Consider the following 24,453-nt stretch of genomic DNA (forward strand, 5'->3'; position numbering starts at 1 on the left):
ACACTTTTCTCTGGGCAAGTAAGGAAGAAAGTGTAACTTATTTGCATTCAGTCCTTTTTTTCCTTATAATGAGCTATAAACCACTAATTTTTAAATTTCAACCCTATAAGGAGGTTTTCCCATGAGTGAATGCAGCGGCTGCAGCAAATCCGGTTCCGCCTGCTCCGGTTGTGCTTCTAAACCGAAGGTCAACGAACAGGATATTGCCATTGCAGATTTTCTTGCGCAGGTAAAACATAAACTGGTTGTCATGAGCGGCAAAGGCGGCGTGGGCAAAAGCACCGTGTCCGTGGATCTGGCCCTGATTCTGGCAGAACGGGGATATAAGGTAGGACTTATGGACGTGGATCTCCACGGCCCCAGTATTGCCACCATGCTGGGCTTTGACAAGGCCCGGGTACAGGTACTGGGGGACCAGCTCCTGCCCTTCCATTACAACGATAATCTGGAATTTCTGTCCGCCCAGGGCTTTTTGGCCAATTCCGATGATGCCCTGATTTGGAGAGGACCCATGAAAATTGGCGCTATCCGCCAATTCATGTCCGATACCCGCTGGGATCCTTTGGATTACCTGATCATCGACTGCCCTCCCGGCACCGGCGATGAACCTTTAACCGTAATCCAAACCATCACCGACGCCCAGGCCGTCATCGTGACCACCCCCCAAAAGGTGGCGCTGGCCGACGTGCGCAAATCCCTGAGCTTCTGTGAACTGGCCCACATCCCGGTACGGGGCATTATTGAAAATATGAGCGGCTTTATCTGCCCCCACTGCCACCAGAAAGTGGATATTTTCAAATCTGGCGGCGGCAAGGACCTGGCTGCCGAAAAAGGCCTGCCTTTCCTGGGTCAGATTCCCATCGACCCTATGGTGGTGGCTGCCGAAGACAACGGCTCTCCCCTGGACAATATCAGCCCGGAAAGCCGGACAGCACTGGACGAAATCGTCGACAACATTCTGGCTGCCGACAAGTAATTGCCCCAAAACAAAACAGCGGAACCTGGAGAATTTTCTCTGGATTCCGCTGTTTTTTTATTCCGTAAACTCTGCTCAGCCAAAAACGGCTTCCATCCGGACCAGGAAAATGGCCAGGATCAATAGGTCTGCGCAGCCGCCGGGGCTGATATTCTTTTGGATAAAGTCTTCGTTCAGGTCCCATACCGCCTGTAGACCTTCCGGGGTAAAGGCGCCGCCCCGGTCCAAAATATGCTTAGCCTGCTGCTGGGCTTCCTTCAGGGTAGCGCTGTCCGACCGGCTGAGGATATTGGTATCCTCCACCTGGCTCAGGAGCAGCAGCAGGGTCTGGATGTAGGCCTCGTTTTGGGGCCTCCCTTCCTGGACAAACTGTCTCAGGGCCGGCAGGGCCACCTTAGCCAGGGACGGGAAGCCTTCCATGGCCTCGCCCCGGATGCCCTTAAAGCCATATTTCACGTACAGCACTTCCCCGTGGGTATGGGGATGGTAGGGGTCGATTTTGGCAAAGTCCTGCTCCAAAACGGGGGTGACATTTTCCCCAATGGCCTTGAGCACCGCCTCACTGGAAACCTTGCCGGTCTGGGCCAGCTGCCACAGGGTAAAGGAGGTCACAAGCCCCAGGGAGAAGATAATTCCCTTGTGGGTGTTCACGTTGCCCGTAGCCCGGAACATAGCCTTTTCGGCCGCTGCTCCCATGGGCCGCAGGGACAGGAACAGGTCTGCGCCGCTGCCTTCCCACAGCCAGCCCTTTTCCGCCATTTCCCGCAAAAAGGGCACAATGGCATCGGTGCTGGCAGCAAAGGTGTGCCAGTCCATATCCTTGTGGGCGCCGGGGTTGTCCCGATCCACCAGCCCCGGTTTGGGAGTGGCGTCCACTTCCCCCTGGAGCCCTGCCCGCAGGTTCTGCTCCACCGTGTCCAGGAGGAAATTCTCCAGGATTCTGTGGATATTCCGCTGGAGGGTAGAAACGCTGTGCTTCCGGCTCCGGGCACAGGCCTGGGCGGGCTGGGAGCATACCAGGCACAGCCGGCCGGGCAGGCCCAGTTCCTGGCGTTCCAGCTTCCGGCCGTCCCGGTCCAATACGTCCATATCAAACAGACGGCCCAGCCGGTCCTGGTTTTCAATCTGGCAGGCAAGGGTCTTTATGGCCGCCGGTTCTCCGTCCAGCACGTAGTACTTTTCGTAGCCGGTTTTGGCCTCAATGACCTTCTCATAGAGAACGGGAATCCCCGCCTCCTGGAAAGCCGCCTCCAGCCGCCGGATGCCTTCCCGAAAACCCAAATGAATCAGAGGGGAGGTCTTTACCGGGCCGGGAATGTTCAGGGTAAAAAACAACAGGGGCTTCTGGTATCTTGCAAGAAGTACTTGCTGGGCTCTGGCCCGGCCGTCCCGGGCTGCCAGCATATCCGGCACTTCTACCGCCGGTCCCCCGTGCAAAATGACAAATTCTTTCATATAGTGACTTATTCCTTCCTTTTTCTGCCGTTATTCCGGATCAGTTCTGCAAAAGCCCGGGCATAAGGGCTGAGATAGGCGTCCTTGCGGATACAGATATAGCAGTACCGTTTGTTGGCCACGCCTAATAAAGGATATAATACACAGTTGCCTTTTGACAAGAAGTATTCGTCCAAATAAACGTCGGGGCACAGGAAAACCACTTCCATGGCGCTGACCAGCCGCTTGCCCACCTCGATGCTGGAGGTTTCCAGTACGATGCTGGGTTTGATTTCGTAGGTGCTGAACACGTTGTCCTGGACCCGGCGCACATTGTGGCCTTCCGTAATGGAAACGAATTCCTCGTTTTTGGCTTCGGTGATGTGGATGGGCGTCCCCGGCTTGATGCGCTGGGCCAGGGTGGTCTGCTTGTTGGCCACCAGCACCACGTCTTCCGTTTCCACCAGTTCGTAGCTGAGCTCGTCGTTGGTGGGGGTGGTAGTGGTAATGGCCAGGTCCACGCCGCCGTTGAGGACGGCATTTTCCGTAATGCTGCTGCCGGCCTCCTGAATTTCCAGCTTGATATGGGGATAGCGCTGCCGGAAAATGGGCACCACCTGGGGCAGCATCATCATGGCCCGCTGTACGGGGATTCCGATGCGCAGGGTTCCATACCCTTCATACTGGATATCCGCCACCTCGTGCAGCAGGTTGGAGCTGATGGTAATCACTTTCTTTACGGCTGCAATATATTTTTTTCCTGCTTCTGTCAGCACAATGGGGTTGGTGTTGCGCAGGAATATGGGTGCACCCAGGTACTTTTCCACGGCCTTGATGGTCTGGCTCAGTGCCGGTTGGGATACATGCATGGTTTTGGAGGCATTGGTGATGCTCCCCTCCTTGATAATTTCCATGATGTACTGTGCGTGTTTTAAGTTCATAGTTCCTCCTTGGCTCCCTATTTTTTCTGTCTTTTTTCATCCCGTCGGGGACTTTTTTTATTTGCTCGTTATTTGTGACAATTTCTCGAAATCCGGGAAGCCGCATTATAAGGCCCTTTCCGGGCCCTGATAAGAAATCGCTTATGCAGATTATATCATTATTTATATTAGTTTTCCAATTTTTCATATGTTACTATCAAAGTGCAACAATATGTACATTGTCTACATTTCTAGAAGGAGTGATTTGAATGGAATTGAAGAAGGCAGCCATGGCTGGCACTGTTGAGTCTTCTGATGCCCAAGTAACGGTCGAACCCGGTTCCAATGGTATCGAACTCAATATTGAAAGCAGCGTCATCCACCAATATGGTAGACAGATTAAGGCTGTTGTTCTGGAAACCCTGACGAAACTGGACGTGAAGAACGCCAAAGTTTCCGTCGTAGATAAGGGCGCTCTGGACTGCACTTTAAAAGCCCGCGTTGAAGGAGCGGTGTACCGTTCTATTAACGAGGACCCTGATACACCGAATCCCTGGGAGGTTTTATAAGATGGAAGTAGTTAACACGAATCCCAACTTCAAGCGCCTGAGAAGAACCATGATGTTCTTGAATGCGCAAAAACCGAGCCTGATTAAAGACCCGTATGTTTACAAACCCGATTCCATCATGCTGGACCTGGAAGACGCCGTCGCTGAAAACCAAAAGGACGCAGCCCGTTACTCCCTGTTCCATGCCTTGAAAGAAATCGATTATCATGGCTGTGAAAGAGTTGTCCGGATCAACGGTCTGGAAACTCCCCACTGGAAAGAAGATGTCCGGGTTTCTGTAGCCGGCGGCTGCGATGCCATTCGTCTGGCCAAGACCGAATCCGCTAAAGACATCCACACCGTGGAAGAAGCCATTCTGGCTGCGGAAAAAGAATTCCACAGACCTATCGGCAGCACCCTGATTATGGCTGCTATCGAATCCACCAAAGGTATCCTGAACGTACTGGAAATCTGCCAGTCCTCCGATCGTCTGTTCGGCGTTGCACTTAGCGGCGGCGACTACACCAAGGACCTGCAGACCTCCATTTCCAAGACCGGCGTTGAACTGATGGGCGCTCGTCAGCAAATGGTTATTGCTGCCCGTGCTACCGGCCGTATGTGCTTTGATACGGTTTACACCGATTTGGACGACATGGAAGGCTTCAAAAAAGACGTTCAAATGATCAAAACCATGGGCTTTGATGGCAAATCCATCATCAACCCTCGTCAGATTGTACCGACCCACGAAATCTTTACTCCCAGCGAAAAAGAAATCCGCTATGCGGAACAAGTAGTTCGTGAAATCGATACCAAGAAGGCTATGGGTATCGGTGTATTCACCATCAACGGCAAAATGCTGGATATCGCCTTCTATGACGGCGCCAAGAGAACCTTAGCTTTGGCCAAGGCTGCCGGTGTATATAAGGGGGAATTATAAGATGATTAATAAAGTCGGTAGAGATATTCCTCAGGAGATCCTGGATCTGACCGGTAAGGAAGTCTTCCAGGGTGCCTATGCCAAACAAGGCGTAGAGTACAAAACCGCTACCCATACGGTAGCTCCTGTAATGGATCCCAGCTATAGCAAAGTTGTCAATTCCATTGAAGAAGTTCTGAAGAAATGCGGCATTAAAGACGGCATGACCCTGGGCTTCCACCATCATTTCCGTGAAGGGGATATGGTTGTGAACATGGTTATGAAAGCCGTTCATGATATGGGCATTAAGGACATTACCATTTGCGCCAGCTCCCTGGGCAAAGCCAATGATCCTATCGTTCCCTACATTGAAGATGGCACCATCACCAACATTCAGTCTTCCGGCGTGCGCGGCAAAATCGGCCAAGCAATCAGCAACGGCAAACTGAAGGGTCTGGCCATCATGCGCAGCCACGGCGGCCGCGTAAGAGCCATTGAATCCGGCGAAACTCATATCGATATCGCCTTCATCGGCGCTCCTACCTGCGACGAATACGGCAACTGCCGTGCCATCGGCGGCAAGAGCGACTGCGGCGTACTGAGCTATGCTGCTGTAGATGCTGACTATGCTGACAAAGTGGTAGCCGTAACGGATACCCTGGTAGCATTCCCCAACATCCCCGCTTCCATTTCCATGACCAAAGTTGACTATGTCCTGGTAGTTGATGCCATCGGCGATCCCAACAAGATTGCTACCGGTGCTGCCAAACCTACCACCGACATGAGAAAACTTCTGATGGCCAAGTACACCACCGAATTCCTGGTGCACACTCCTTACTACAAGGACGGCTTCACCTATCAGACCGGCGTTGGCGGCGCTTCCATTGCTTCCACCAAACTGCTGGCTGACCACCTGAGAAAAGACAACATCCACATCAGCGTAGGCCTGGGCGGTATTTCCAAACCCATGTGCGACCTGCTGGATGAAGGCCTGGTGGAAAAAATCGTTGACACCCAGGATTTCGATATGGATGCCATCGAAAATATCAAAACCAACCCCAACCACATTGAAATCACGGCTTCCGAATATGCCGATCCTTTCAATAAAGGTGCTTATGTAAACAAGCTGGACTTCGTTATCCTGGCTTCCCTGGAAGTAGATACCCACTTCAACTGCAACGTTGTAGTAGGTTCTGACGGTGTGATCACCGGTGCTCAGGGCGGTCACCCGGATACCGCAGCCGGCGCAAAATGCACCATCGTAATTGCTCCCCTGCTGCAAGGCCGTATTCCTGCCATCTGCACCAACGTAACCACGGTAACCACTCCGGGCGAAACCGTTGACGTAGTTGTTACGGACTATGGTATTGCCATCAACCCTCGCCGCCAGGATCTGATTGACTGCATGAAGGACGTAGATCTGCCCTTCTACACCATCGAAGAACTGCGCGACATGGCGTACAAGATGGTTGGTGAACCTGATCCGGTACAATTTGGCGACCGGGTTGTAGGTATCATCGAAGGCCGGGACGGCACCATTATGGATGTGGTTCGTCAGGTTAAGGATTTTGAGTTCTAATAGCTTTGACCCTTGACCTAACCGGGACTGGTTATCCCGGTTAGGTCATTTTCCTAGAAAAGGAGGATTACTATGTTTCTTGGTATTGTTGGTTTCCTGATGGTAATCATCATCGTGGCAGCCCTGATTCGCGGGAAATCTAACCCCGTACCTCTGTTCGTTATTGTTCCTGTTGTTGCAGCCCTGATTACCGGTTTCACCCCGGATCAAATCTTTAAATTCATCACTGCTGGTGTAGGCAAGACTTGGTCCACTGCTGTACTGTTCATTTTCTCCATCGTTTACTTCTCCATGATGGGCGATATGGGCCTGTTTGACCCGATGGTAAACTGGCTGGTTAAAAAAGCCGGCGACAACATCGTAATGGTCACCATTGCCACTGCCTGCATCGCTGTTATCTCCCACTTGGACGGCGCTCTGGCTTCCACCCTGCTGATCACCATCCCTGCCATGCTTCCTATTTATAAGAAGCTGCACATGAGACCGGTAGTGCTGGTCTGCATCATTGGTGCTGCCATGTCCATCATGAACCTGCTGCCTTGGGGCGGCCCTGTTGCCCGTACCGGCGTTGTACTGAACGTCGATGTTAACGCACTGTGGCAGGAACTGATTCCCCTGCAGGGCGTTGGTCTGGTTATCCTGATGATCTTCGCTGCCTACATGGGTGTTATGGAAAAGCGCCGCGGCGCTGGCCTGAACCCCACTGGCAAGGCTGCTATGCTGTCTGAAGACGAAGACGAAGGCTCCAAGGACGACAACCTGTCTGCTGACGATGCTGCTTTCATGAAACGCCCGAAGATGATCTGGTTCAACGGCCTGCTGACCATCGTAGTTATCGGTCTGCTGTGCTTCACCGACATTCCTCTGTACGGTGCTTTCATGTTCGGTCTGGCCATCGCTTTGATTGCCAACTTCCGTACTGCTTCTGAACAAGCAAGAGCTATCAAAATGCATGCTGCTACCGCTCTGACCATGCCTATGATCCTGCTGGCTTCCGGTGTATTCCTGGGTGTTCTGTCCAAGACCGGCATGATGAAAGCTATGGCACAAATGCTGATTGCTATTGTTCCTGCGGCTCTGGGACCCCATCTGCAAGACGTATTCGGCTTCTTCGCAGTGCCTATCGGCATGATGCTGGGTACCGACTCCTACTTCTTCGGTCTGCTGCCTCTGGCTATCGGTGTTGGTCAACAGTTCGGTGTTGATCCTCACAACATGGCTATGGCTATGCTGATTGGTAAGAACTACGGCGTTATGGTTACTCCTCACGCTGCTACCACCTTCCTGGCCTGCGGCCTGGCTGGTATCTCCATCAAAGAACTGCTGAAGTTCTGCACCCCGCGTCTGTGGGTTCTGTCCTGGTTCTCCCTGCTGGGCGGCCTGATGCTGGGTCTGTTCAAATTCTAAGCAAGGACTTACTGAAACTGCTCTCCGGTTATCCGGAGGGCAGTTTTTTTATGGGGTTTTGGAGCGGCAATAAAGGGCAAGCAAAAAACAACCTAGACCGCCAAAAGAAAGGCCCTTGCAGGGCAAATTTGGCGGTGCTGGGAGGCATTTTATCCTGGAAGCAAGTTTTGTGTACCCATTAGTTTCTGCAGCTTAACCCCAAAGCTTGCTTCTAGGACACCGTCCCCAGAAAAACCTCGTTTATACGGCATCACCTTTTGCTCCCAAATGCTAACGTTGGTCCCAGTCGCCTCACTGCTCCCCTTATTTCTTCCGTTCTCCTGACAATCCATTTTATAAAGCCATCAGATTTTCGCAAATCTGTAACAGATTGTTTTTCCGTCGACTGCAAAAAAGAGGTGTTTTTTGTTCATTTTTAGCACTTTTTCTGTTTTTCCATAGTTCCTCTGCCCGGAATTTTGAAAAAATTTCTATTTTTGTACATTTGAAACAATTTACAAAAACCTGCTAAGCCACATCCTGTGCCCGTTTCCGGGTTTCCATAAGTTATTCCTTATGGTATTTATTTTATTATTTATATTAGTTTTCCGAATATTGCTATGCTAAGATTTTAACGAAGTCAAGGGAACCCATCTTACTTCTCCGCTGACCGTGACGGCCCGTCCGGGAAGCCGCATTACACTTTTAAAGGAGGACACTACTATGTTCTTGGGCGTTGTTGGTTTTTTGATGGTTGTCATCATTGTGGCAGCCTTGATTCGCGGGAAATCTAACCCCGTACCTCTGTTCGTTATTGTTCCTGTTGTTGCAGCCCTGATCACCGGTTTCACCCCTGCTCAGATCTTCAAATTCATGTCTGCTGGCGTAGGCAAAACCTGGTCCACCGCTGTACTGTTCATTTTCTCCATCGTTTACTTCTCCATGATGGGCGATATGGGCCTGTTCGACCCGATGGTAAACTGGCTGGTTAAAAAAGCCGGCAGCAACATCGTTATGGTTACCATTGCTACCGCCTGCATCGCTGTTATCTCCCACTTGGACGGCGCTCTGGCTTCCACCCTGCTGATCACGATTCCTGCTATGCTTCCTATTTATAAAAAATTGCATATGAGACCAGTAGTGTTGGTTTGCATCATCGGTGCTGCCATGTCCATCATGAACCTGCTGCCTTGGGGCGGCCCTGTTGCCCGTACCGGCGTTGTACTGAACGTCGATGTTAACGCACTGTGGCAGGAACTGATTCCCCTGCAGGGCGTTGGTCTGGTTATCCTGATGATCTTCGCTGCCTACATGGGTGTTATGGAAAAGCGCCGCGGCGCTGGCCTGAACCCCACTGGCAAGGCTGCTATGCTGTCTGAAGACGAAGACGAAGGCTCCAAGGACGACAACCTGTCCGCTGACGATGCTGCTTTCATGAAGCGTCCGAAGATGATCTGGTTCAACGGCATCCTGACCCTGGTGGTTATCGGCCTGCTGTGCGCTACCGACATTCCTCTGTACGGCGCTTTCATGTTTGGTCTGGCCATCGCTTTGATTGCCAACTTCCACACTGCTTCTGAACAAGCAAGAGCTATCAAAATGCATGCTGCTACCGCTCTGACCATGCCTATGATCCTGTTGGCTTCCGGTATTTTCCTGGGCGTTCTGGACAAAACCGGCATGATGAAGGCTATGGCTCAAATGCTGATCGCTATTGTTCCTTCCTTCATGGGTGCTCACCTGCAAGACATATTCGGTTTCTTCGCAGTACCTATCGGCATGATGCTGGGTACCGACTCCTACTTCTTCGGTCTGCTGCCTCTGGCTATCGGTGTTGGTCAACAGTTTGGTGTTGATCCGCACAACATGGCTATGGCTATGCTGATTGGTAAGAACTACGGCGTTATGGTTACTCCTCACGCTGCTACCACCTTCCTGGCCTGCGGCCTGGCTGGTATCTCCATCAAAGAACTGCTGAAGTTCTGCACCCCGCGTCTGTGGGTTCTGTCCTGGTTCTCCCTGGCAGCCGGCGCTATGCTGGGCCTGTTCCACCTGTAAGAATCAGTTTCAGAAATAGCTTATAGAAATAAAATAGGTTCCCAAAGAGGATGTGCTCCGGCACATCCTCTTTTTCCTTATTAGGCCCCTCCAAACGTGGAGGGGCTGGCAGTCCGGAGGACTGACTGAGGAAGTTCAATGCAAAGAGGCCCCTTCAGCGGTTCGCGGCTCGCTGCGCAGCTTCACCCTACGGGTTTGCTTTGCAGGCCGCTATCGCATGGGCCTTATGGACCAAACAGCCATTTGCAGAATTTGTCGGGCTGTTTGGATGCGGCCGCAAAGCGTTGCGCTCACATCCAAGAGCATATCCGTAGTTCAAAATGCTCTTGGTTTATGTGAGCCATGTGATAGCCGTCCGTGATTCCGAACCCGAAGGGTGAAGGAGAACGGAGTACGGCGAACCACTGCGGGGCTGGCAGTCCGGAGGACTGACTGAGGTAGTTCAATGCAAAGGGGCCCCGACCGTTCCTATCCACTCGTTTTCCACTTCTTGCTGCTAGCAGGGTCTATGGCCCTCTCCTCTGCCCTTTTAGCCGCTTTCCTGCGGTGCCAGGGGAAATGCCTAAGCCGCTTTCTTCTCCTGCTGAAGGTCTTCCAAAATGCGTTTTTAAGCGTTCTTGGTTTCTCCCCTACCACCAGGTATTATTCTCTCCCAGCGGCTCTCTCAGAGCCAATTTGGCGCTGCTTCAGGCAGTAAAAAACCGGGTAAGCTGTACACTTTGGTACAACTTACCCGGTTTTCTTTATTTTCTTTCACCCTATGCTTGGTTATTCTGTTTCAAAAGCCGTTTTTCCGCATGGGCATTTTCCTTGGCGCTGATGTCGTTCATCACCAGCAGCAGGGCATTTCCCGCCCAAAACAGCATACCCAGCTGAATGTTGAACAGGGTATAATCCGTCAGGCCGCTGACAAAAATCCCCACCAGGCTGGCCAAATACCCGCAGGCCACGCCCCGGATCCAGGGGGAAGCCTTCCGATGCCGGATTTCCTTGGCCAGGAGCACCAGCCGGAAGATGACGTACAGAAACAGGAGAATCCCCGGGATGCCCAGCTCCGCCGTAATGTTCAGCAGCATATTATGCCCGTGGTACATGATTACATCTTCACTGATAAAGAAGTTGTAATTGGGAAAGGCGAACTGGTACCCGTACCAGCCCACCCCCAGGGGATGGTCCTGGATCATGTCCAGGGAGCTCTGGAGGTACATGAACCGCAGCTCTGCCGAGGTATCCGTTACGGAAAAGATGGACATAATCCGGGCCGCCAGTTGGTTCCAGCCCAGGTACAGCACCGCCAGACCGCCTCCGATAAAAGGCAGCAGGGCTTTGTGGTAAAAGGCGCCGGCAAACACAAACAGCACCCAGAAATACGCCACCCAGTTGCCCCGGGAGAAGGTGAAGATCAAGCAGGCCGTGGACAGCAGGAAAATCAGCACCAGGGACCAGCGGGTTTTGCCGCCCTTTAAGGGAGCAAAGAGCCCTTCACAGTAGGCCACGGTCATTACCAGGTAGGTCCCAAAGATATTGGGGTTTACCAGGGTGGAAATGGCCCGGCGCTGGAGCTGGTGGAAGGCCTGGTGGTCAATCCAGTCCGCTTCCTGGAGGCTGTTGCCAAAGAAGTATTGCCACAGCCCGAAAACAGTTACCACCGCAGCGGAAATCATGAATACCTTCATGAGAAACAGGGACCGCCGGCTGGTGCTGGCATAGCGCAGCAGCAGGTAGAAAATCCCCGCTTCCTGGCCCATGACCCACACCCAGTTGAACAGGCTGGCACCCGGGTTCAGAGACCACAGGGTGCTGACGCCGCTGAGGATAAACAGGGCCCACAGGGGTCGGCTCAGGTAGGAGGGCACCGTGATGGCCGGCCAGAACTGCCGGGTGCGCACCACATTCACCAGGTTCAGCAAAAAACAAACCAGAAAGGCAATTCCTGCCGCCCACTGGTTCAGGGGCAGGACAAAAATCAAGACGGCCAGTGCAGCATAGGTAACTTGGTTCAGATTCCAGGATTGGGGCAGTCCCCAGCCTCGTGGTCGTTTACGCATTCCATCACCTATCCAATCCCAGCTCTTTGAAGGTCCCTACCAGGTACAAAGAGCCGCAGACACAAACCACAGCCTCCGGACCCGCTTCGCTGACCGCCCTGTGGTAGGCAGCAGCCAGGTCCGGCATGGGAATGGCATTTTTGTGAAGCCGTTTGGCCAGCTTTTCCGGAGTTTCCGCTCTGTCCCCGGTATGGGCCAAGACGGTATAGATGGTATCCGTATCCCGGAACAGGATCTGGGAAACCAGGCTCACGTCCTTGTCCGCCATCATGCCGAAGACGAAAATCCGGTGGGCGTCAGGATAATAATCGTCCAGGGCCTTCCGCAGCACCGTCACCCCAGAGGGGTTGTGGGCGCCGTCCAGAATAATGTCCGGCTTTTGGTGGATCAGCTCCAGCCGGCCGGGCCAGCGGGCAGCGGCCAGGCCTTCCAGCACGGCCTTTTCCGTAAGGGCCGGGTCCTTTTGGGCCAGCACCCAGGCAGCCTGCATAGCAGCTGCTGCGTTCAAAATCTGGTGGGCTCCCGCCAGATGGATGGTAGCTTCCAGTTCCGTCTGGGGGTTGCGGAAAACGAATTCCTGGGCCGCCATGGTGCTGTTAAGCATCTGGGCGGAAAAATTCTTTTCGTATTCATAGCAGGGGGCGTGCTGGGCTTCCGCTTCCGCCCGGATGACCCGCAGGGCATCACCTTCTGCTTCCGTAACCACCGGCACCCCCGGCTTGATAATACCGGCTTTTTGGATGGCAATGGCCTCAATGGTCTTCCCCAGCCGGTCCGTATGTTCCAGAGTCACGTTGGTAATCACAGAAACTTCCGGGATAATCACGTTGGTGGAGTCCCACAGACCTCCCATGCCTACTTCAATCACGGCGTAATCCACCTGCTGCTGGGCAAAGTACAGAAAACCCATGGCCGTAATCACTTCAAACTGGGTGGGTTCTTCCCCGCCCCCGGCCAGCCAGGCGTCCACTGCCTGCTTTACCTGTTCCGTTACCTGGGCAAAGTCAGCATTGGAAATTTCCTCACCGTTGATGGTCATTCGCTCGTTGTACCGGACAAAATGGGGGGAAGTATAGGTCCCGGTCTTTTTCCCGGCCGCCATGAGTATCCGGCTCAGGAACGTGGCCACACTGCCCTTGCCGTTAGTTCCGGTAATATGAATGGTCCGGAGCTTGCGTTCCGGATGGTCCAGGGCCGCCAAAATGCCCTGGATTCGTTCCAAGCCCAAATGAATGCCGAACTTGCCCCGGCTTTCCACATACGCTAATGCAGACGCATAATCCATTGGTGCAGCACCTCTCTCTAGTCAAATGCACTTACAGCTTGCGCAGGGTTTCCATCCGTTCCTTCAGCCCTTGGATCTTGGCTTCGGTTTCTGCCTGTTTGGCTTTTTCTTTTTCTACCACTTCGGCAGGAGCCTTGGCCAGGAAGCCGGCGTTGCTGAGCTTGCCAGCCGTCCGTTTGGCTTCTTTTTCTGCTCCGTCCAGTTCTTTCTGGAGCCGGGCCAGTTCTTTTTCTACGTCAATCAGGCCCTTCAGGGGCAGGTAGACCTTGGCACCGGTTACTACGGCGGTCAGGGCGTTTTCCGGAGCTGCGTCTTCGGCGCCGCCTACCGTCAGCACGTCCACGGTACCCAGCCGGCATACGTAGTCGCTGTTGTTCTTGAATACGTCCACCAGTTCAGGATCTGCCAGTACCAGGGCCGGAGCCTTATGGCCGGGGGCAGCGCCCACTTCCGCTCTCATGTTCCGGATGGCCTTGATCACATCCATCAGGGCGGTCATTTGCTTTTCAGCGGCATCATCCAGCAGGTCGCCGGCCATATGGGGCCAGGGAGCAATCATGATGCTTTCCCCTTCGTGGGGCAGATGCTGCCAGATTTCTTCCGTAATAAACGGCATGAACGGGTGCAGCAGCTTCATGGCATCGCCCAGCACCTGGCACAGGACGGCTTGGGCAGTAGCCCGTTCCGCTGCATCGTCCTTATTGTACAGGCGGGGTTTGATCAGTTCGATATACCAGTCGCAGACTTCACCCCAGATGAAATCGTAGATCAGGCGGCCAGCTTCACCCAGTTCAAATTTATCCAGATAGGAGGATACTTCGCCGATGGTGTGCTGCAGCCGGGACAGAATCCATTTGTCTGCCAGGGTGTAGGGGTTCCGGGGTGCCTTGGGATCGTAGCCGTCCAGGTTCATCAGGGCGAACCGGGAAGCATTCCAGATCTTGTTGGCAAAGTTACGGGTGGATTCAATCCGGTTCCAGTAGAACCGCATATCGTTGCCCGGGGTGTTCCCGGTAATCAGCATAAAGCGCAGGGTGTCGGCGCCGTATTTGTCCACCACTTCCAGGGGATCGATGCCGTTGCCCAGGGATTTGGACATTTTACGGCCCTGTTCGTCCCGGACCAGGCCGTGGATGAACACGTGCTTAAAGGGAATTTCCTTCATGAATTCCATGCCCATGACCAGCATCCGGGCCACCCAGAAGAAAATAATGTCGTAGCCGGTGACCAGTACGCTGGTGGGATAGAACTGTTCCAGTTCTTCCGTCTTGTCCGGCCAGCCAAAGGTAGAGAACGGCCACAGGGCGGAGCTGAACCAGGTATCCAGGGCATCTTCATCCTGGTGTACATGGCCGCCGCATTTGGGGCAGCGGTCCAGATCCGTCCGGGAGGCGGTTACTTCCCCGCAGTCATCGCAGTACCACACAGGAATCCGGTGGCCCCACCAGATCTGCCGGGAAATGCACCAATCGTGGAGGTTGTCCATCCAGTTGGTGTAGGTCTTGGTAAAGCGGCTGGGTACAAACTGGGTCCGGCCGTCTTCTACGCAGTCCACGGCGGCTTTCACCAGGGGCTGCATCTTTACGAACCATTGGGTGGAAACCAGGGGTTCCACAATATGGCCGCAGCGCTGGCAGTGGCCTACGGAGTGGGGGCATTCCTCCACTTTCACCAAAAGCCCCGCAGCTTCCAGGTCAGCCACAATGTTCTTGCGGCATTCGTAGCGGTCCTGACCGGCGTATTTGCCGGCTTCCTTGGTCATCTTGCCGTCCTGGCCGATAACGGTAATCATGTCCAGGTGCTGGCGCTGACCCATTTCATAGTCGTTGGGGTCATGGGCCGGGGTAATCTTTACGGCACCGGTACCAAACTCCAGGTCTACATAATCGTCGGCAATAACGGGAATCAGCCGGTCCGTGGTGGGCAGCTTCACCTTTTTGCCCACAAACTTGCCGTACCGTTCATCCTTGGGGTTCACGGCAACGGCGGTATCGCCGGGCATGGTTTCCGGACGGGTGGTGGCGATGGTCAGGTAGACCCCTTCTTCGCCGTCCACCGGGTATTTTACATACCACAGATGGCCTGCATCATCCTTATGTTCCACTTCTACGTCACTTAAAGCCGTACGGCAGTTGACGCACCAGTTGATCATCCGAGTGCCCTTGTAAATCAGGCCCTTTTCGTACAGGCTCACAAAGGCTTCCCGCACGGCACGGCTCAGGCCTTCGTCCATGGTAAAGCGCTGGCGGTCCCAGTCGCAGGAAATGCCCAGGGATTTCAGCTGGGTAACGATTCTGTCCCCGTATTCTTCCTTCCACTGCCAAACCCGTTTGACGAATTCTTCCCGGCCCAGGTCATAGCGGGTCAGGCCTTCTTTTTTCTTCAGTTCTTCTTCTACCTTGATTTGGGTAGCCAGGCCGGCATGGTCATAGCCGGGCAGCCAGCAGGTATTGTCCCCCATCATCCGGTGCCAGCGCACCAGGATATCCTGGAGGGTATTGTCCAGGGCATGGCCCATGTGCAGCTTGCCGGTAATGTTCGGCGGGGGAATAACCACGCTGAACGGAGGGCGGCTCTTGTCCACTTCCTGATGGAAGTAGCCCTGTTTCATCCAATATGCATACCATTTCTTTTCCACCGCGGCAGGATCATATACCTTGGGGATGTTGTTTTCTTCTGCCATTTTCTTCCTCCTTAAAAAAAATAACCCGTCCCTGTTATAGGACGAGTTGACTTCGCGGTACCACCTACATTCTCAATTGCTTGAGCACCTTGGAGGCTTAACGCGCCTTGACGGGCAGGGCTGCTGCACCCTGCCGGCTCCCGGACGACTTCCAGCGGCTGACGTGGATGCTTGCACCGACCGCACCCTCTCTGCAACGCAGCTTGGCTGTACTCCTTCCGTTCATAGCCATTGGTCATATGATATTACAGTTAATTCTAGCAAGCCTCACCAGAAAAGTCAATGGAGAACGCCCTACAGGGACTCGATCTGCCGGCAGAGGATTTTTCCCATGCTTTCGGCCATTTTGTCCAGCTCATGAATCCGGATGCAGTCCTTGCCGAAGATTTTCCGGGCGTCTTCCATGCCGCCCTTGACCTCGTCGTTGATGAGGCCAATAATCCGAATGCCTTCCCGGCGCAGGGCCGCCGCCTCGTCCGCCGTATCCGCCACGGCCCGGCCTTCCCGGTACTCGGGCTGGTACAGGCTCCCTTCCTTCCGGAAGGGCCGGTCATCGTTGGGCTGGGCATCGGTGAGCATAATAAGGATTTTTTTCGTCTGGGAAAAGTCCCCCATCAGCTGCCGGGCGCCCCGCAGGGCCAGGCCATCCCGGTTCCAGCCGGTGGCCACGTAGTTAAAGACGTTGGTGCACTTCTTTTTTTCCTCATAGCTTTTAAACAGGGTCAGCACCGTGTAGCTGCGCAGGGTGCTGAAGGAATACACCTGGTAGGGAATGCCGCACTGGCGCAGGGCCTCGGCAATCACAAAGGCCTGGGAGGCGATGACGGGTTGGGCTTCCCCCCGGGAGGCTGAGGCATCCAGCATAATATCCACGGTAAAATCCGGGGTAGCCACCACTTCCTGGTTGTAGAACACCCGGGGGTCCTGGAGCTTGGCGGCCCGCCAGACCAGACTGGGCACCAGTTCCCCGGCCTTGACCGGCACCGGCAGCTTGGTCCGTACCAGGCGCATGGCGCTGCGGATCTGCTGGGTCAGGCGGATAATGCTCTGCCGGGCCTTTTCCCCGTGTTCCTTATAGTAGGCCAGGTTCCGCACCCGCTGACGGCGGGCTCCCTGAAGCCACAGGGAGGCTTCCCCGGTGCTGCCCTTGCTCCCCAGGTGCCCCCGGGTAAAGTGCAGGTGGCAGCCCTTATGGACGCCTACGCAGCAGGCCTGATCGATTTCCAGCTGCTTTTGGGGCGGATAAATGGACGTCCCGAAGCAGTGGATGATGTAGTCATAATTTTGGGCAGCGGTCTGGCCGGTAATAATGGCCATGAGCCCGTTATGGGCGTGCTTCCCCGACAGCAGGTCTTCCGCCTGCTGCTTGGAATATAAAAAATTAAAGATGGATTCCTGTTTTTTGGCAAACTGAGGCACAATCCAGCTGAGGAAATCCCCCAGTCCCTTGCCGATGATGACCTTTTCCAGGCTTTCCCGCACCAGAAAGTGGGACACAAAGTACTTTTTGGTCAGCTTCCGGAAATGGTCACACAACGTGGCCGTATCCCAGCTGGGGTCAAAGGCCAGGCTTTGGTACAGGGCCTTGGCCCAGGGGTCGATGAGACCGTTCTTTTCCCCCAGCACCTCGTGCCAACGGGCCGCCTGCATTTCGTGGGCCACCCCGTGTTTGTCCGCCAGGGTGCCGTTAAAATAGGCCCGGGCGTGCTCCTGCCGCAGCTGGGGCAGCACGGGCCGTACCGGGGCCTCCTTGGCGTAGGTGGCGTATTCCAGCCCCAGCCACAACAGGTCCGTAAAGGTATCCACCAGGGCGGAATTTTCCATTTCCTGGAACATCGCATGGAGCTGGTCCGTATCGTAGTATTTCCGGGTGAACCCCACCACGGCATTGAGGTACAGATCCGGTGCCCCATCATCCCCGTAGGCCAGAAAATCCGGCTGGAAGCGGTAGTCGGCCGAGGTATCCCAGACCATATTCAGCGCCCGCCGGCGCTTGGCATCGTATTTTAGCTTGGCCATACGCCCTCACTCCTCAAAGATATCCTGCTTCCGGTAGGTGGAGGGAATGCGCAGCTTGATCACATCCCGGATAATGCCGGGCTCGTATTCGTCAAAGGATTTGTTCACCAGACCCATTTCCAGGGCATCGTGGGCTTCCAGGCCCTGCTGGATCAACTGGAGGGCGTCCAAAAGGCCCCGCAGGTCCAGCGCCCGCTCGGAGATTTCCGCTTCCTGGCACTTCTTTTCCAGGTCCAGGAACAATTGGCCAAAGCCCTCCCGGGCCTGTTTTTTCAGCGTAGGAAATTCCGTGGAGAGCAGCCGGTCCAGGGTGGCCCCGTCAATGGGCGGCAACTGGATTACCGCAAACCGGGAGGTCAGGGCTTCGTTCAGTTCCCGGGTGCCGGAGTAGCCGTAGTTCATGGTGGCAATAAAGCGGCAGGCTTCGTTGGCCTGGAGCAGGTCGTAGCCGGGAATGTCCACCCGATGCCGGTAGTCCAGCAAGGAATGGAGCACGGCCATGGCTTCGTTCCGGGCCATGTTGATTTCGTCAAAAACCCCAAAGCCGCCCCACTGGGCGCACTGGTACACCGGCCCCGGCCGGAACACCACTTCCCCGTTCCGGAAGGTATCCGTGCCCAGCATGGAGGTGGCATCCACGTTGATGTGGAAGGAAATATTCCACATAGGCCGCTGGAAGGCCGCTGCCAGGTTTTCTGCCAATACGTTCTTGCCCGTGGCCTTAGGCCCTGCTAGTAGCAGGTTCTGGCCGCACAGCAGGGCCGCAATGGCCTCCTCCCAGACCTTTTTGCCATAGTACGGGAAACGGGGCACCGGCACCCGGTTCTTCCACTGTTCTTCCACCGGATGGGCCTTCCTATAGGCCTCCACCCCGGCAATCAGTTCTTCTGAAACCTGTTCTTTCCGTAAAAAATCCAGCATACTCTGCCCGCTCCCTCCGTCGCAATCTGTGATAATTATAGCATTTTCCCAGTAGGATGGTGCAGAATCCCGGGAAAGAAATGTCCCTTTTGCAGAAGCTGTCTGAGCGGGGCGTGAGCCGCCTGATTCCCCTTGGGTTGAAGAAAAAGGGAGAAGATCATATAATAAAGGTAATAGAAGCTATGGGAAGTGGAAATATGAAGTTCAAGCAGGTTGTACGATGGCTAAGGGAACACGAAGTAGGCGATTACGAATTCGCTACCATAAACACCGCATTCGTAATCGCCACGTTTATTGTATTTCCCCTTCCAATAGTTATCGGCCTTTTTTTGCATTATTTTTTTGATGCTTTGGGTATTTCTGTAAGTGGAGTTTTATGTTAGAGATTAGGAGGAAAAAAATGATGAAAAACGTAGGGAAGAAGTTCGCAGCATTGTCCATGGCCACCCTGCTGGCCTTTGGAGTCCTAGGGTGTGGATCCGATAAAAAGGATGACGCAAAAGTTCCGGCAGCTGTCCAAACTCAAAAAATCGACACGCCAGAGGGAAAAATCCAAAAAGGCATCATCGATGCAGTCAATAACTCACAAAATACCCAAAAGGATATTGGCCCTATCAAGAGCATCGACATTAATCCCCTGGGAGATAAATATAACGTAGTTATTAATGCCTCTTTTGGCTCCATGCTGACTCCTGACCATGCGCAGGCTCTGCTAGGCATGGAATCCCTAGCAGCTTTTAACGGAGCCTTTAATAGCGGAGTGCCTGTAGCCCATGCGGCCTTTATTGTCACTGACAAAGCTATGAATAAGGCCACTGGCCAGGAGTCCATGATTAAACTCTATCAGGCAGAAATGAGAGATGACCAAGCCAAAAATATCAATTGGAAAAACGTAAATGCTTTGAATCCGAAAGACGTTCTCATTAAGCCGTTCGTACATATTTCCATCCGCAAATAAAAAAAGGCCAGACGGAACGCAATCCGCCTGGCCCTTTCTGTATACTTCCTATAACGCAAAAAAGCGAATGTCCCGATGACTCGGCAACATTCGCTTTTATCTTAAAGTGGTGACCCCGGAGTGATTCGAACACTCGACACACGGCTTAGAAGGCCGTTGCTCTATCCAGCTGAGCTACGGGGCCAAAAGAAATGGAGCGGGTGATGGGAATCGAACCCACGTAGCTAGCTTGGAAGGCTAGTGCTCTACCATTGAGCTACACCCGCACATAATGTGGTCGGAGCGACAGGATTTGAACCTACGACCCCCTGCTCCCAAGGCAGGTGCTCTACCAAACTGAGCTACGCCCCGTCGTCAATCACTTTGCAGTTTTTACAAAAAAAAATGGTGGGCGATGACAGGATCGAACTGCCGACATTCTGCTTGTAAGGCAGACGCTCTCCCAGCTGAGCTAATCGCCCGGGAAAATGGTGACCGGAGGGGGAATCGAACCCCCGATACCGCCGTGAAAGGGCGGTGTCTTAACCGCTTGACCATCCGGCCATTGGCTCCCCGAGTAAGACTCGAACTTACAACAACTCGATTAACAGTCGAGTGCTCTACCATTGAGCTATCGGGGAATTTGCATCGCTAGTGCGTTGCAAAAAGTATTATATAAGAGATGGGGGTTTCTGTCAACAACTTTTTAAAACTTTTTTTAAGATTTTTCAGGGGGCGGAAAATCAGCCCTGGGCGGCCACTTTTTTCTGGTGAATTTGGCTGGAACCACCCAGGAGATGCTCCACACTCTCCAGCAGGGTCTGGGTCATATTCACCTGCCAGAACTGCCCTGCTTCCGTCAGTTGGTACAGATAGCCGTTATCCTGCCACAGGCCATATTCCTCCCACAGGGAGCCCAAAAATTCCAACCCTTTCAGCCGGGGTTCCATACGGATCAGCTTTTGCAGGTCCAGCCGGCTCTGGTTCATCTGCCCCATAATCACTTCTGCCAAAGGGGCATAGGGGGACTGGCGCATCAGGAACATCAGAGGTTTTCTCCCTTGGTCAATGGCGGCCTGGTAGGCCGGCAGCCGGCGCTCCAGCATGGTGGAAAGGCCGTCCACATGGCCCCCTGCCCCGCAGCCAAAGGGGAACAGGTGGGTTCCGCAGCGGGCCTGGGTATTGTACAGGCTCCGTTCCCGGTTGTTTCTTGCCCAGTGGCAGTAGCTCAGCCGCTTGTAGCCCTGGGCTTCCAGATAGTTCTTGCCAAAGGAGAACATGGCAGACTGCTCCTGGGTGGTAGCCGCCGGAGGCAGCTTGCCCTTTTGGATGTACACATGGAGGTCGCTTTGTTCAAATACGTCCAGCTGGTACAGGTCCGCCCCGTCAATGCCGGAGTCCACCAGGGTCTTCACGTCGTCCTGCCAGACCTCCTGGGTTTGCAGGGGCAGGCCGTACATCAGGTCGATGACCACCGAGCACTGGTTATAGGAGGACAGGGTTTGCAGCCGGCGCAGCACTTCCTCCCGGTCGTCCAGCCGGCCCACGGCCCGGCGCACCTCCGTATTGAAGGACTGGACCCCCAGGGACATCCGGTTCACCCCGTTTTTAAACCACACGTCCATTTTTTCCGGCACCAGGTCGTGGATCCGCCCTTCCAGGGTCAGCTCATAATCGTTGGCCAGGGGCAGGCAGTTCTGGATGGTGGACAGCAGCCGGCCAGCATTTTCCGGAGACAGGGAGGTGGGCGTACCGCCCCCAATGAACACGGCCTGAATGGGCGCCCCGCTGAGTCTGGGCAGGGCAGCATCCATTTCGATTTCCCGAATCAGACGTTTGATATAGGCATCTTCTGCCGCCTGGTCCGTTCCGTTCTGAAAAAAGCCGCAGTACAGGCATTTGGTTTTGCAGAAAGGAATATGGAAATAGGCCATTTGGGTGGGATGTCCCTGGACTTTCTGGTGCATCAGGTCCTGCCAGGTCTTTTGGGCCAGGGGCGGCGGCACCATTTCCCCGTTCATGCCGGCATGCACCACCCGTTTCACGTCAAAGGCGTGCCGCAGAGGGTCTGCGGCCTTACGGCCAAATTGCAGTTCCCGCTCCTTGGTTGTCAACTGATTAAAATAACTTTTCAGGTCCATAATTCCTCCTTAGTTCCCCGCCTGGATGGACAGCAGCACCTCCCGGGCAAAAGCCGCTGCATCTCTCAGATCCGTGGCGTCCGGATGGGTGGAGGCAGCCTTATGCCGGGCCTCGCTGGCAGGATTTCTGCCGTGGAGGCTTTCCGGCGGAAAGCGCTGGTACATGGCTTCAATGAGCTTGGGATCCACTTTTCCCTGGCAGATGAAGCAGGCTTCCGGTTTTTGGCCTGGAGGCAGCAGGGCGGCGCCGTTTTCCAGGCATTTCATTGCGTGCTCCCCTTTGGGATTGGCGCCCAGGGTGGCAAACAGGGCCACATGGGGGTTGTGCAGCTGGGCCAGGACCTTTTGGGAGGCAGCGTCCGCCGTTCCCTTATCCACCCAGTAGCCCATGAACACGCAGTCGTAGGCGTCCAAGGGCTCCTGCAATTTCTGGATATCCAGGCAGGGTGTGCCCTTGGGCAGGGCAGAGGCAATGGCCTCTGCCACCATTTTGGTATTTCCGGTCCGAGAAGAATATAAAACGATGCTTTTCATCAATAGCCTCCTTAGAATTTGAATTCCACGCCTGCTCTCCAGGTGCGCCCGTAAATGGAGAACGCATCCTCGTAGGAGAAGGTCTTGTTGAACAGGTTGTCCACCCCGGCATAAATATGGGTGTTCTTGTTCAGGTCCTTGGTCACCACAAAGTTAGTGGTACTGTAGGTATAGTTCTTGCCTTCCCCATCCAGGTAGTCCTTATACCACATATTGTACAGGGAAGCAGTCCAGGGATTGGGTTTGGCGTCGGTCCAGTTTAACTCCACCAGTCCGTTCATCCGGGCGTGGCCGGTAAGCCGGGCGTTGGTGTTGCCGTCTTTGGCGTCCAGGTAGGTAAAGTTCAGCTTGGCGTCCCAATGCTTGTCGAAACGATAGCCGTATTCCCCTTCTACGCCGTCCATCACCGCCTTGTTGATGTTCACGTAACGGTACCGGACTGCCCGGCCAAAGCGGCCCAGGAACTCGCTGTCGATCATATTGCTGATCTTGTTGTGGAAATAAGTGAGTTTGCCCGTGCTCTTGCCCTTCTCGGCTTCCAGGTCAATATCGAAGGTCCGGGATTTCTCGGCTTCCAGTTCGCTGTTGCCCCAAACCTGTACCTGCATCCGGCCCATATTCCGGTCCATATGGGAGTACAGTTCGAAAATGCTGGGAGCCCGGTAGCCAAAGCCGTAGTTGGTCTTGATGCGGGCATTTTGGCTCAGATTGTAGGTCAGGCCGGCCCGGGGCGACCATTCCCCGCCAAAGCTTTCGTGATGGTCAAAGCGGATACTGGGCACAAAGAACAGCTTATCCGACAGCTGCCATTCATCCTGCAAATAGGCGGCGTAGGATTCCACGCTGGCAGAAGAATAGGTCTTGCTCATGCCCAGGTACGTTTCCGTATAGGGATTGCTGGCCCCTGCCCCCAGGCGGGTGCCCCCAGCCTTTTGTTTCCGGTACTCCGCCCCGTAGGTCAGGGTATGCTGGGTGTTGGGCCGGTAGGTATTTTTCCCTTCTACCACAAAGGTTTCATACTTGGCGTGGTCAAAGTCCTGCCAGGAGCTGCTGGTCCGTTTCCGGGATTCCTTCCCCAGCCGGTTGTAGTAGGTTTGGATTTCGTAATCGTTCTTCTTGTCGAAGCCGTAATACTTCACATGGTAATCCGCCCGGTTGTTGTCGTACCATTCCGTCATATCGCTGGCGGAGGTGGTGCCCAGGGTCAGGGAGCGGTATTGTTCTTTCAGGAAGGAAGCCCCAAAGTCCAGGCCGCTGTGGTCGTTGAACCGGTAATTGCCCTGGAAATTGAAGTACCGTTTGGGCCCGTACATATTGGTATCACCGTTTTCGTCCTGCTTACGGATTTCCGTCAGGTTGTAGTTGAAATTCAGGTTCAGCTTGCCCACATCCCCGGTGGAATAGCCTCCGTAGACGGAACTTTCCCGGGAGCCCAGCTGGGTGCCGGCGTAACCGCCTTCCTTCTGGTTCTTCTTGGTGATGATATTGATAACCCCGCCCATAGCATCACTGCCGTACAGGCCGGAGCCGGAGCCCCGGATCACTTCGATACGCTCCACGTCCTGGAGGTTGACCCGGTTCAGTTCGTACACGTTCATGGTGCTGCCGGAGTCCTCCCCGGACATCCGCCGGCCATCCACCAGAATCAGGGTGGAAGAAGTTCCCATCCCCCGGATGGACACCATGTTGCCGGTCATGCCGGCTTCCATTACATTGAGGCCGGCCAGGGTTTTCAGCACGTCCCGGACATTATAGGCACCTGTTTCCTTGATTTCTTTTTGCGTAATGACCTGCGTAGACATAGGCACTTTTTTCTCAGCCAGTTTTGTCTTGGTAGCGGTTACCACTGTTTCGCCCAAATCATAGGCTTCCAAGTCCTCCGTTTCTGCAGCAGCGGCCTGGGCAATCCCCAGCTGCGCGCCTCCTGCTGCCACCCCCAGGCACAGGGCCAAGACAATTTGCCGGGTCATCCGTTGTTTATCCATCATCATTCTCCTTTATCAGTGCATTATAAGTCAGGCTCCCGCATTGTACTATATAGACTGCCTTTGGCGGCAGGCCCACTCCC

General features: G+C 54.3%; 17 protein-coding genes, 6 tRNA genes and 1 other annotated feature. Of the genes, 7 read left to right on the forward strand and 16 right to left on the reverse strand.

All coding sequences use genetic code 11. The annotated features are described in order from the left end of the window. Positions 1-121 precede the first annotated feature (121 nt). Positions 122-976: an Mrp/NBP35 family ATP-binding protein gene (locus C7E10_RS04765; protein ID WP_105326207.1), complete on the forward strand. Its 855-nt coding sequence runs from the start codon at positions 122-124 to the stop codon at positions 974-976. A gap of 75 nt (positions 977-1,051) precedes the next feature. Here C7E10_RS04765 and citG read toward each other — a convergent pair whose 3' ends face one another. Both citG and C7E10_RS04775 read right to left on the reverse strand, forming a co-directional pair. Next, positions 1,052-2,431, reverse strand: a complete 1,380-nt coding sequence (citG, locus tag C7E10_RS04770; RefSeq protein WP_105326208.1) for a triphosphoribosyl-dephospho-CoA synthase CitG — start codon at positions 2,429-2,431, stop codon at positions 1,052-1,054. Positions 2,432-2,439: 8 nt separating this feature from the next. Further along, the gene (locus C7E10_RS04775; RefSeq protein ID WP_105326209.1) at positions 2,440-3,351 is read right to left on the reverse strand and encodes a LysR family transcriptional regulator; all 912 of its coding nucleotides are present in this window, start codon (positions 3,349-3,351) and stop codon (positions 2,440-2,442) included. 248 nt (positions 3,352-3,599) lie between these two features. On the opposite strand from C7E10_RS04775, the gene citD reads away from it, so the two are divergent. The 5 genes from citD (at position 3,600) to C7E10_RS04800 (ending at position 9,817) form a co-directional block, all read left to right on the forward strand. Further along, positions 3,600-3,899 (forward strand): citrate lyase acyl carrier protein, encoded by a 300-nt coding sequence (gene citD / locus C7E10_RS04780; protein ID WP_105326210.1) that lies wholly within the window; start codon positions 3,600-3,602, stop codon positions 3,897-3,899. Between the two features lies 1 nt (position 3,900). After that, the gene (locus tag C7E10_RS04785) at positions 3,901-4,815 is read left to right on the forward strand and encodes an aldolase/citrate lyase family protein (RefSeq protein WP_105326211.1); all 915 of its coding nucleotides are present in this window, start codon (positions 3,901-3,903) and stop codon (positions 4,813-4,815) included. A gap of 1 nt (position 4,816) precedes the next feature. Beyond that, a complete protein-coding gene (citF, locus tag C7E10_RS04790) occupies positions 4,817-6,373 on the forward strand; it encodes a citrate lyase subunit alpha (RefSeq protein ID WP_105326212.1) in 1,557 nt (518 codons plus the stop codon). 72 nt (positions 6,374-6,445) lie between these two features. After that, a complete protein-coding gene (locus tag C7E10_RS04795) occupies positions 6,446-7,780 on the forward strand; it encodes a CitMHS family transporter (protein WP_105326213.1) in 1,335 nt (444 codons plus the stop codon). 702 nt (positions 7,781-8,482) lie between these two features. Beyond that, entirely contained in the window at positions 8,483-9,817 is a 1,335-nt protein-coding gene (locus tag C7E10_RS04800) for a CitMHS family transporter (protein ID WP_105326214.1), read from the forward strand. Between the two features lie 758 nt (positions 9,818-10,575). Here C7E10_RS04800 and C7E10_RS04805 read toward each other — a convergent pair. From C7E10_RS04805 to C7E10_RS04825, 5 genes are all read right to left on the reverse strand, one after another. Then, complete coding sequence (locus C7E10_RS04805; protein ID WP_105326215.1) at positions 10,576-11,865, reverse strand: O-antigen ligase family protein; 1,290 nt, start codon at positions 11,863-11,865, stop codon at positions 10,576-10,578. Between the two features lie 4 nt (positions 11,866-11,869). Then, entirely contained in the window at positions 11,870-13,150 is a 1,281-nt protein-coding gene (locus tag C7E10_RS04810; RefSeq protein WP_105326216.1) for a bifunctional folylpolyglutamate synthase/dihydrofolate synthase, read from the reverse strand. Between the two features lie 31 nt (positions 13,151-13,181). Next, the gene (locus C7E10_RS04815) at positions 13,182-15,833 is read right to left on the reverse strand and encodes a valine--tRNA ligase (RefSeq protein ID WP_105326217.1); all 2,652 of its coding nucleotides are present in this window, start codon (positions 15,831-15,833) and stop codon (positions 13,182-13,184) included. Between the two features lie 34 nt (positions 15,834-15,867). After that, positions 15,868-16,068: a binding site (T-box leader), on the reverse strand. Positions 16,069-16,127: 59 nt separating this feature from the next. Then, positions 16,128-17,852: a vWA domain-containing protein gene (locus tag C7E10_RS04820; RefSeq protein ID WP_105326218.1), complete on the reverse strand. Its 1,725-nt coding sequence runs from the start codon at positions 17,850-17,852 to the stop codon at positions 16,128-16,130. A 6-nt stretch (positions 17,853-17,858) separates the two neighbouring features. Next, entirely contained in the window at positions 17,859-18,773 is a 915-nt protein-coding gene (locus C7E10_RS04825) for an AAA family ATPase (protein ID WP_105326219.1), read from the reverse strand. A 400-nt stretch (positions 18,774-19,173) separates the two neighbouring features. Between C7E10_RS04825 and C7E10_RS04835 the strand changes: the two genes are divergently transcribed. Then, positions 19,174-19,731, forward strand: a complete 558-nt coding sequence (locus tag C7E10_RS04835) for a hypothetical protein (protein WP_105326221.1) — start codon at positions 19,174-19,176, stop codon at positions 19,729-19,731. Between the two features lie 107 nt (positions 19,732-19,838). Here the strand turns inward: C7E10_RS04835 and C7E10_RS04840 are convergent. The 9 genes from C7E10_RS04840 to C7E10_RS04885 form a co-directional block, all read right to left on the reverse strand. Next, positions 19,839-19,915, reverse strand: a tRNA-Arg gene (locus tag C7E10_RS04840). A gap of 8 nt (positions 19,916-19,923) precedes the next feature. Continuing rightward, positions 19,924-19,997, reverse strand: a tRNA-Gly gene (locus C7E10_RS04845). 8 nt (positions 19,998-20,005) lie between these two features. Beyond that, positions 20,006-20,082: transfer RNA gene (locus C7E10_RS04850), tRNA-Pro, on the reverse strand. Between the two features lie 34 nt (positions 20,083-20,116). Next, a tRNA-Val gene (locus tag C7E10_RS04855) sits at positions 20,117-20,192 on the reverse strand. 7 nt (positions 20,193-20,199) lie between these two features. Beyond that, positions 20,200-20,274, reverse strand: a tRNA-Glu gene (locus C7E10_RS04860). A gap of 2 nt (positions 20,275-20,276) precedes the next feature. Beyond that, a tRNA-Asn gene (locus C7E10_RS04865) sits at positions 20,277-20,351 on the reverse strand. Between the two features lie 102 nt (positions 20,352-20,453). After that, positions 20,454-21,851, reverse strand: coding sequence for a heme anaerobic degradation radical SAM methyltransferase ChuW/HutW (gene hutW, locus C7E10_RS04870; protein ID WP_105326222.1), 1,398 nt, complete (start codon positions 21,849-21,851; stop codon positions 20,454-20,456). Between the two features lie 9 nt (positions 21,852-21,860). Further along, a complete protein-coding gene (locus C7E10_RS04875; RefSeq protein ID WP_105326223.1) occupies positions 21,861-22,385 on the reverse strand; it encodes a flavodoxin family protein in 525 nt (174 codons plus the stop codon). An 11-nt stretch (positions 22,386-22,396) separates the two neighbouring features. After that, positions 22,397-24,370 (reverse strand): TonB-dependent receptor plug domain-containing protein, encoded by a 1,974-nt coding sequence (locus C7E10_RS04885; protein WP_234997682.1) that lies wholly within the window; start codon positions 24,368-24,370, stop codon positions 22,397-22,399. Between the last annotated feature and the right edge of the window lie 83 nt (positions 24,371-24,453).

This window comes from Acidaminococcus hominis, assembly GCF_900291475.1.
Classification (GTDB): Bacteria; Bacillota; Negativicutes; order Acidaminococcales; family Acidaminococcaceae; genus Acidaminococcus; species Acidaminococcus hominis.

Excerpts from the sequence above, each read along its gene's own strand:
- C7E10_RS04875 (WP_105326223.1), bottom strand. The coding sequence starts at position 22,385 with ATGAAAAGCATCGTTTTATATTCTTCTCGGACCGGAAATACCAAAATG.
- C7E10_RS04835 (WP_105326221.1), top strand. The coding sequence starts at position 19,174 with ATGATGAAAAACGTAGGGAAGAAGTTCGCAGCATTGTCCATGGCCACC.
- C7E10_RS04805 (WP_105326215.1), bottom strand. The coding sequence starts at position 11,865 with ATGCGTAAACGACCACGAGGCTGGGGACTGCCCCAATCCTGGAATCTG.
- citF (WP_105326212.1), top strand. The coding sequence starts at position 4,817 with ATGATTAATAAAGTCGGTAGAGATATTCCTCAGGAGATCCTGGATCTG.
- C7E10_RS04765 (WP_105326207.1), top strand. The coding sequence starts at position 122 with ATGAGTGAATGCAGCGGCTGCAGCAAATCCGGTTCCGCCTGCTCCGGT.
- hutW (WP_105326222.1), bottom strand. The coding sequence starts at position 21,851 with ATGGACCTGAAAAGTTATTTTAATCAGTTGACAACCAAGGAGCGGGAA.
- C7E10_RS04785 (WP_105326211.1), top strand. The coding sequence starts at position 3,901 with ATGGAAGTAGTTAACACGAATCCCAACTTCAAGCGCCTGAGAAGAACC.
- citD (WP_105326210.1), top strand. The coding sequence starts at position 3,600 with ATGGAATTGAAGAAGGCAGCCATGGCTGGCACTGTTGAGTCTTCTGAT.
- C7E10_RS04815 (WP_105326217.1), bottom strand. The coding sequence starts at position 15,833 with ATGGCAGAAGAAAACAACATCCCCAAGGTATATGATCCTGCCGCGGTG.
- C7E10_RS04800 (WP_105326214.1), top strand. The coding sequence starts at position 8,483 with ATGTTCTTGGGCGTTGTTGGTTTTTTGATGGTTGTCATCATTGTGGCA.
- citG (WP_105326208.1), bottom strand. The coding sequence starts at position 2,431 with ATGAAAGAATTTGTCATTTTGCACGGGGGACCGGCGGTAGAAGTGCCG.
- C7E10_RS04810 (WP_105326216.1), bottom strand. The coding sequence starts at position 13,150 with ATGGATTATGCGTCTGCATTAGCGTATGTGGAAAGCCGGGGCAAGTTC.
- C7E10_RS04775 (WP_105326209.1), bottom strand. The coding sequence starts at position 3,351 with ATGAACTTAAAACACGCACAGTACATCATGGAAATTATCAAGGAGGGG.
- C7E10_RS04885 (WP_234997682.1), bottom strand. The coding sequence starts at position 24,370 with ATGGATAAACAACGGATGACCCGGCAAATTGTCTTGGCCCTGTGCCTG.
- C7E10_RS04825 (WP_105326219.1), bottom strand. The coding sequence starts at position 18,773 with ATGCTGGATTTTTTACGGAAAGAACAGGTTTCAGAAGAACTGATTGCC.
- C7E10_RS04820 (WP_105326218.1), bottom strand. The coding sequence starts at position 17,852 with ATGGCCAAGCTAAAATACGATGCCAAGCGCCGGCGGGCGCTGAATATG.
- C7E10_RS04795 (WP_105326213.1), top strand. The coding sequence starts at position 6,446 with ATGTTTCTTGGTATTGTTGGTTTCCTGATGGTAATCATCATCGTGGCA.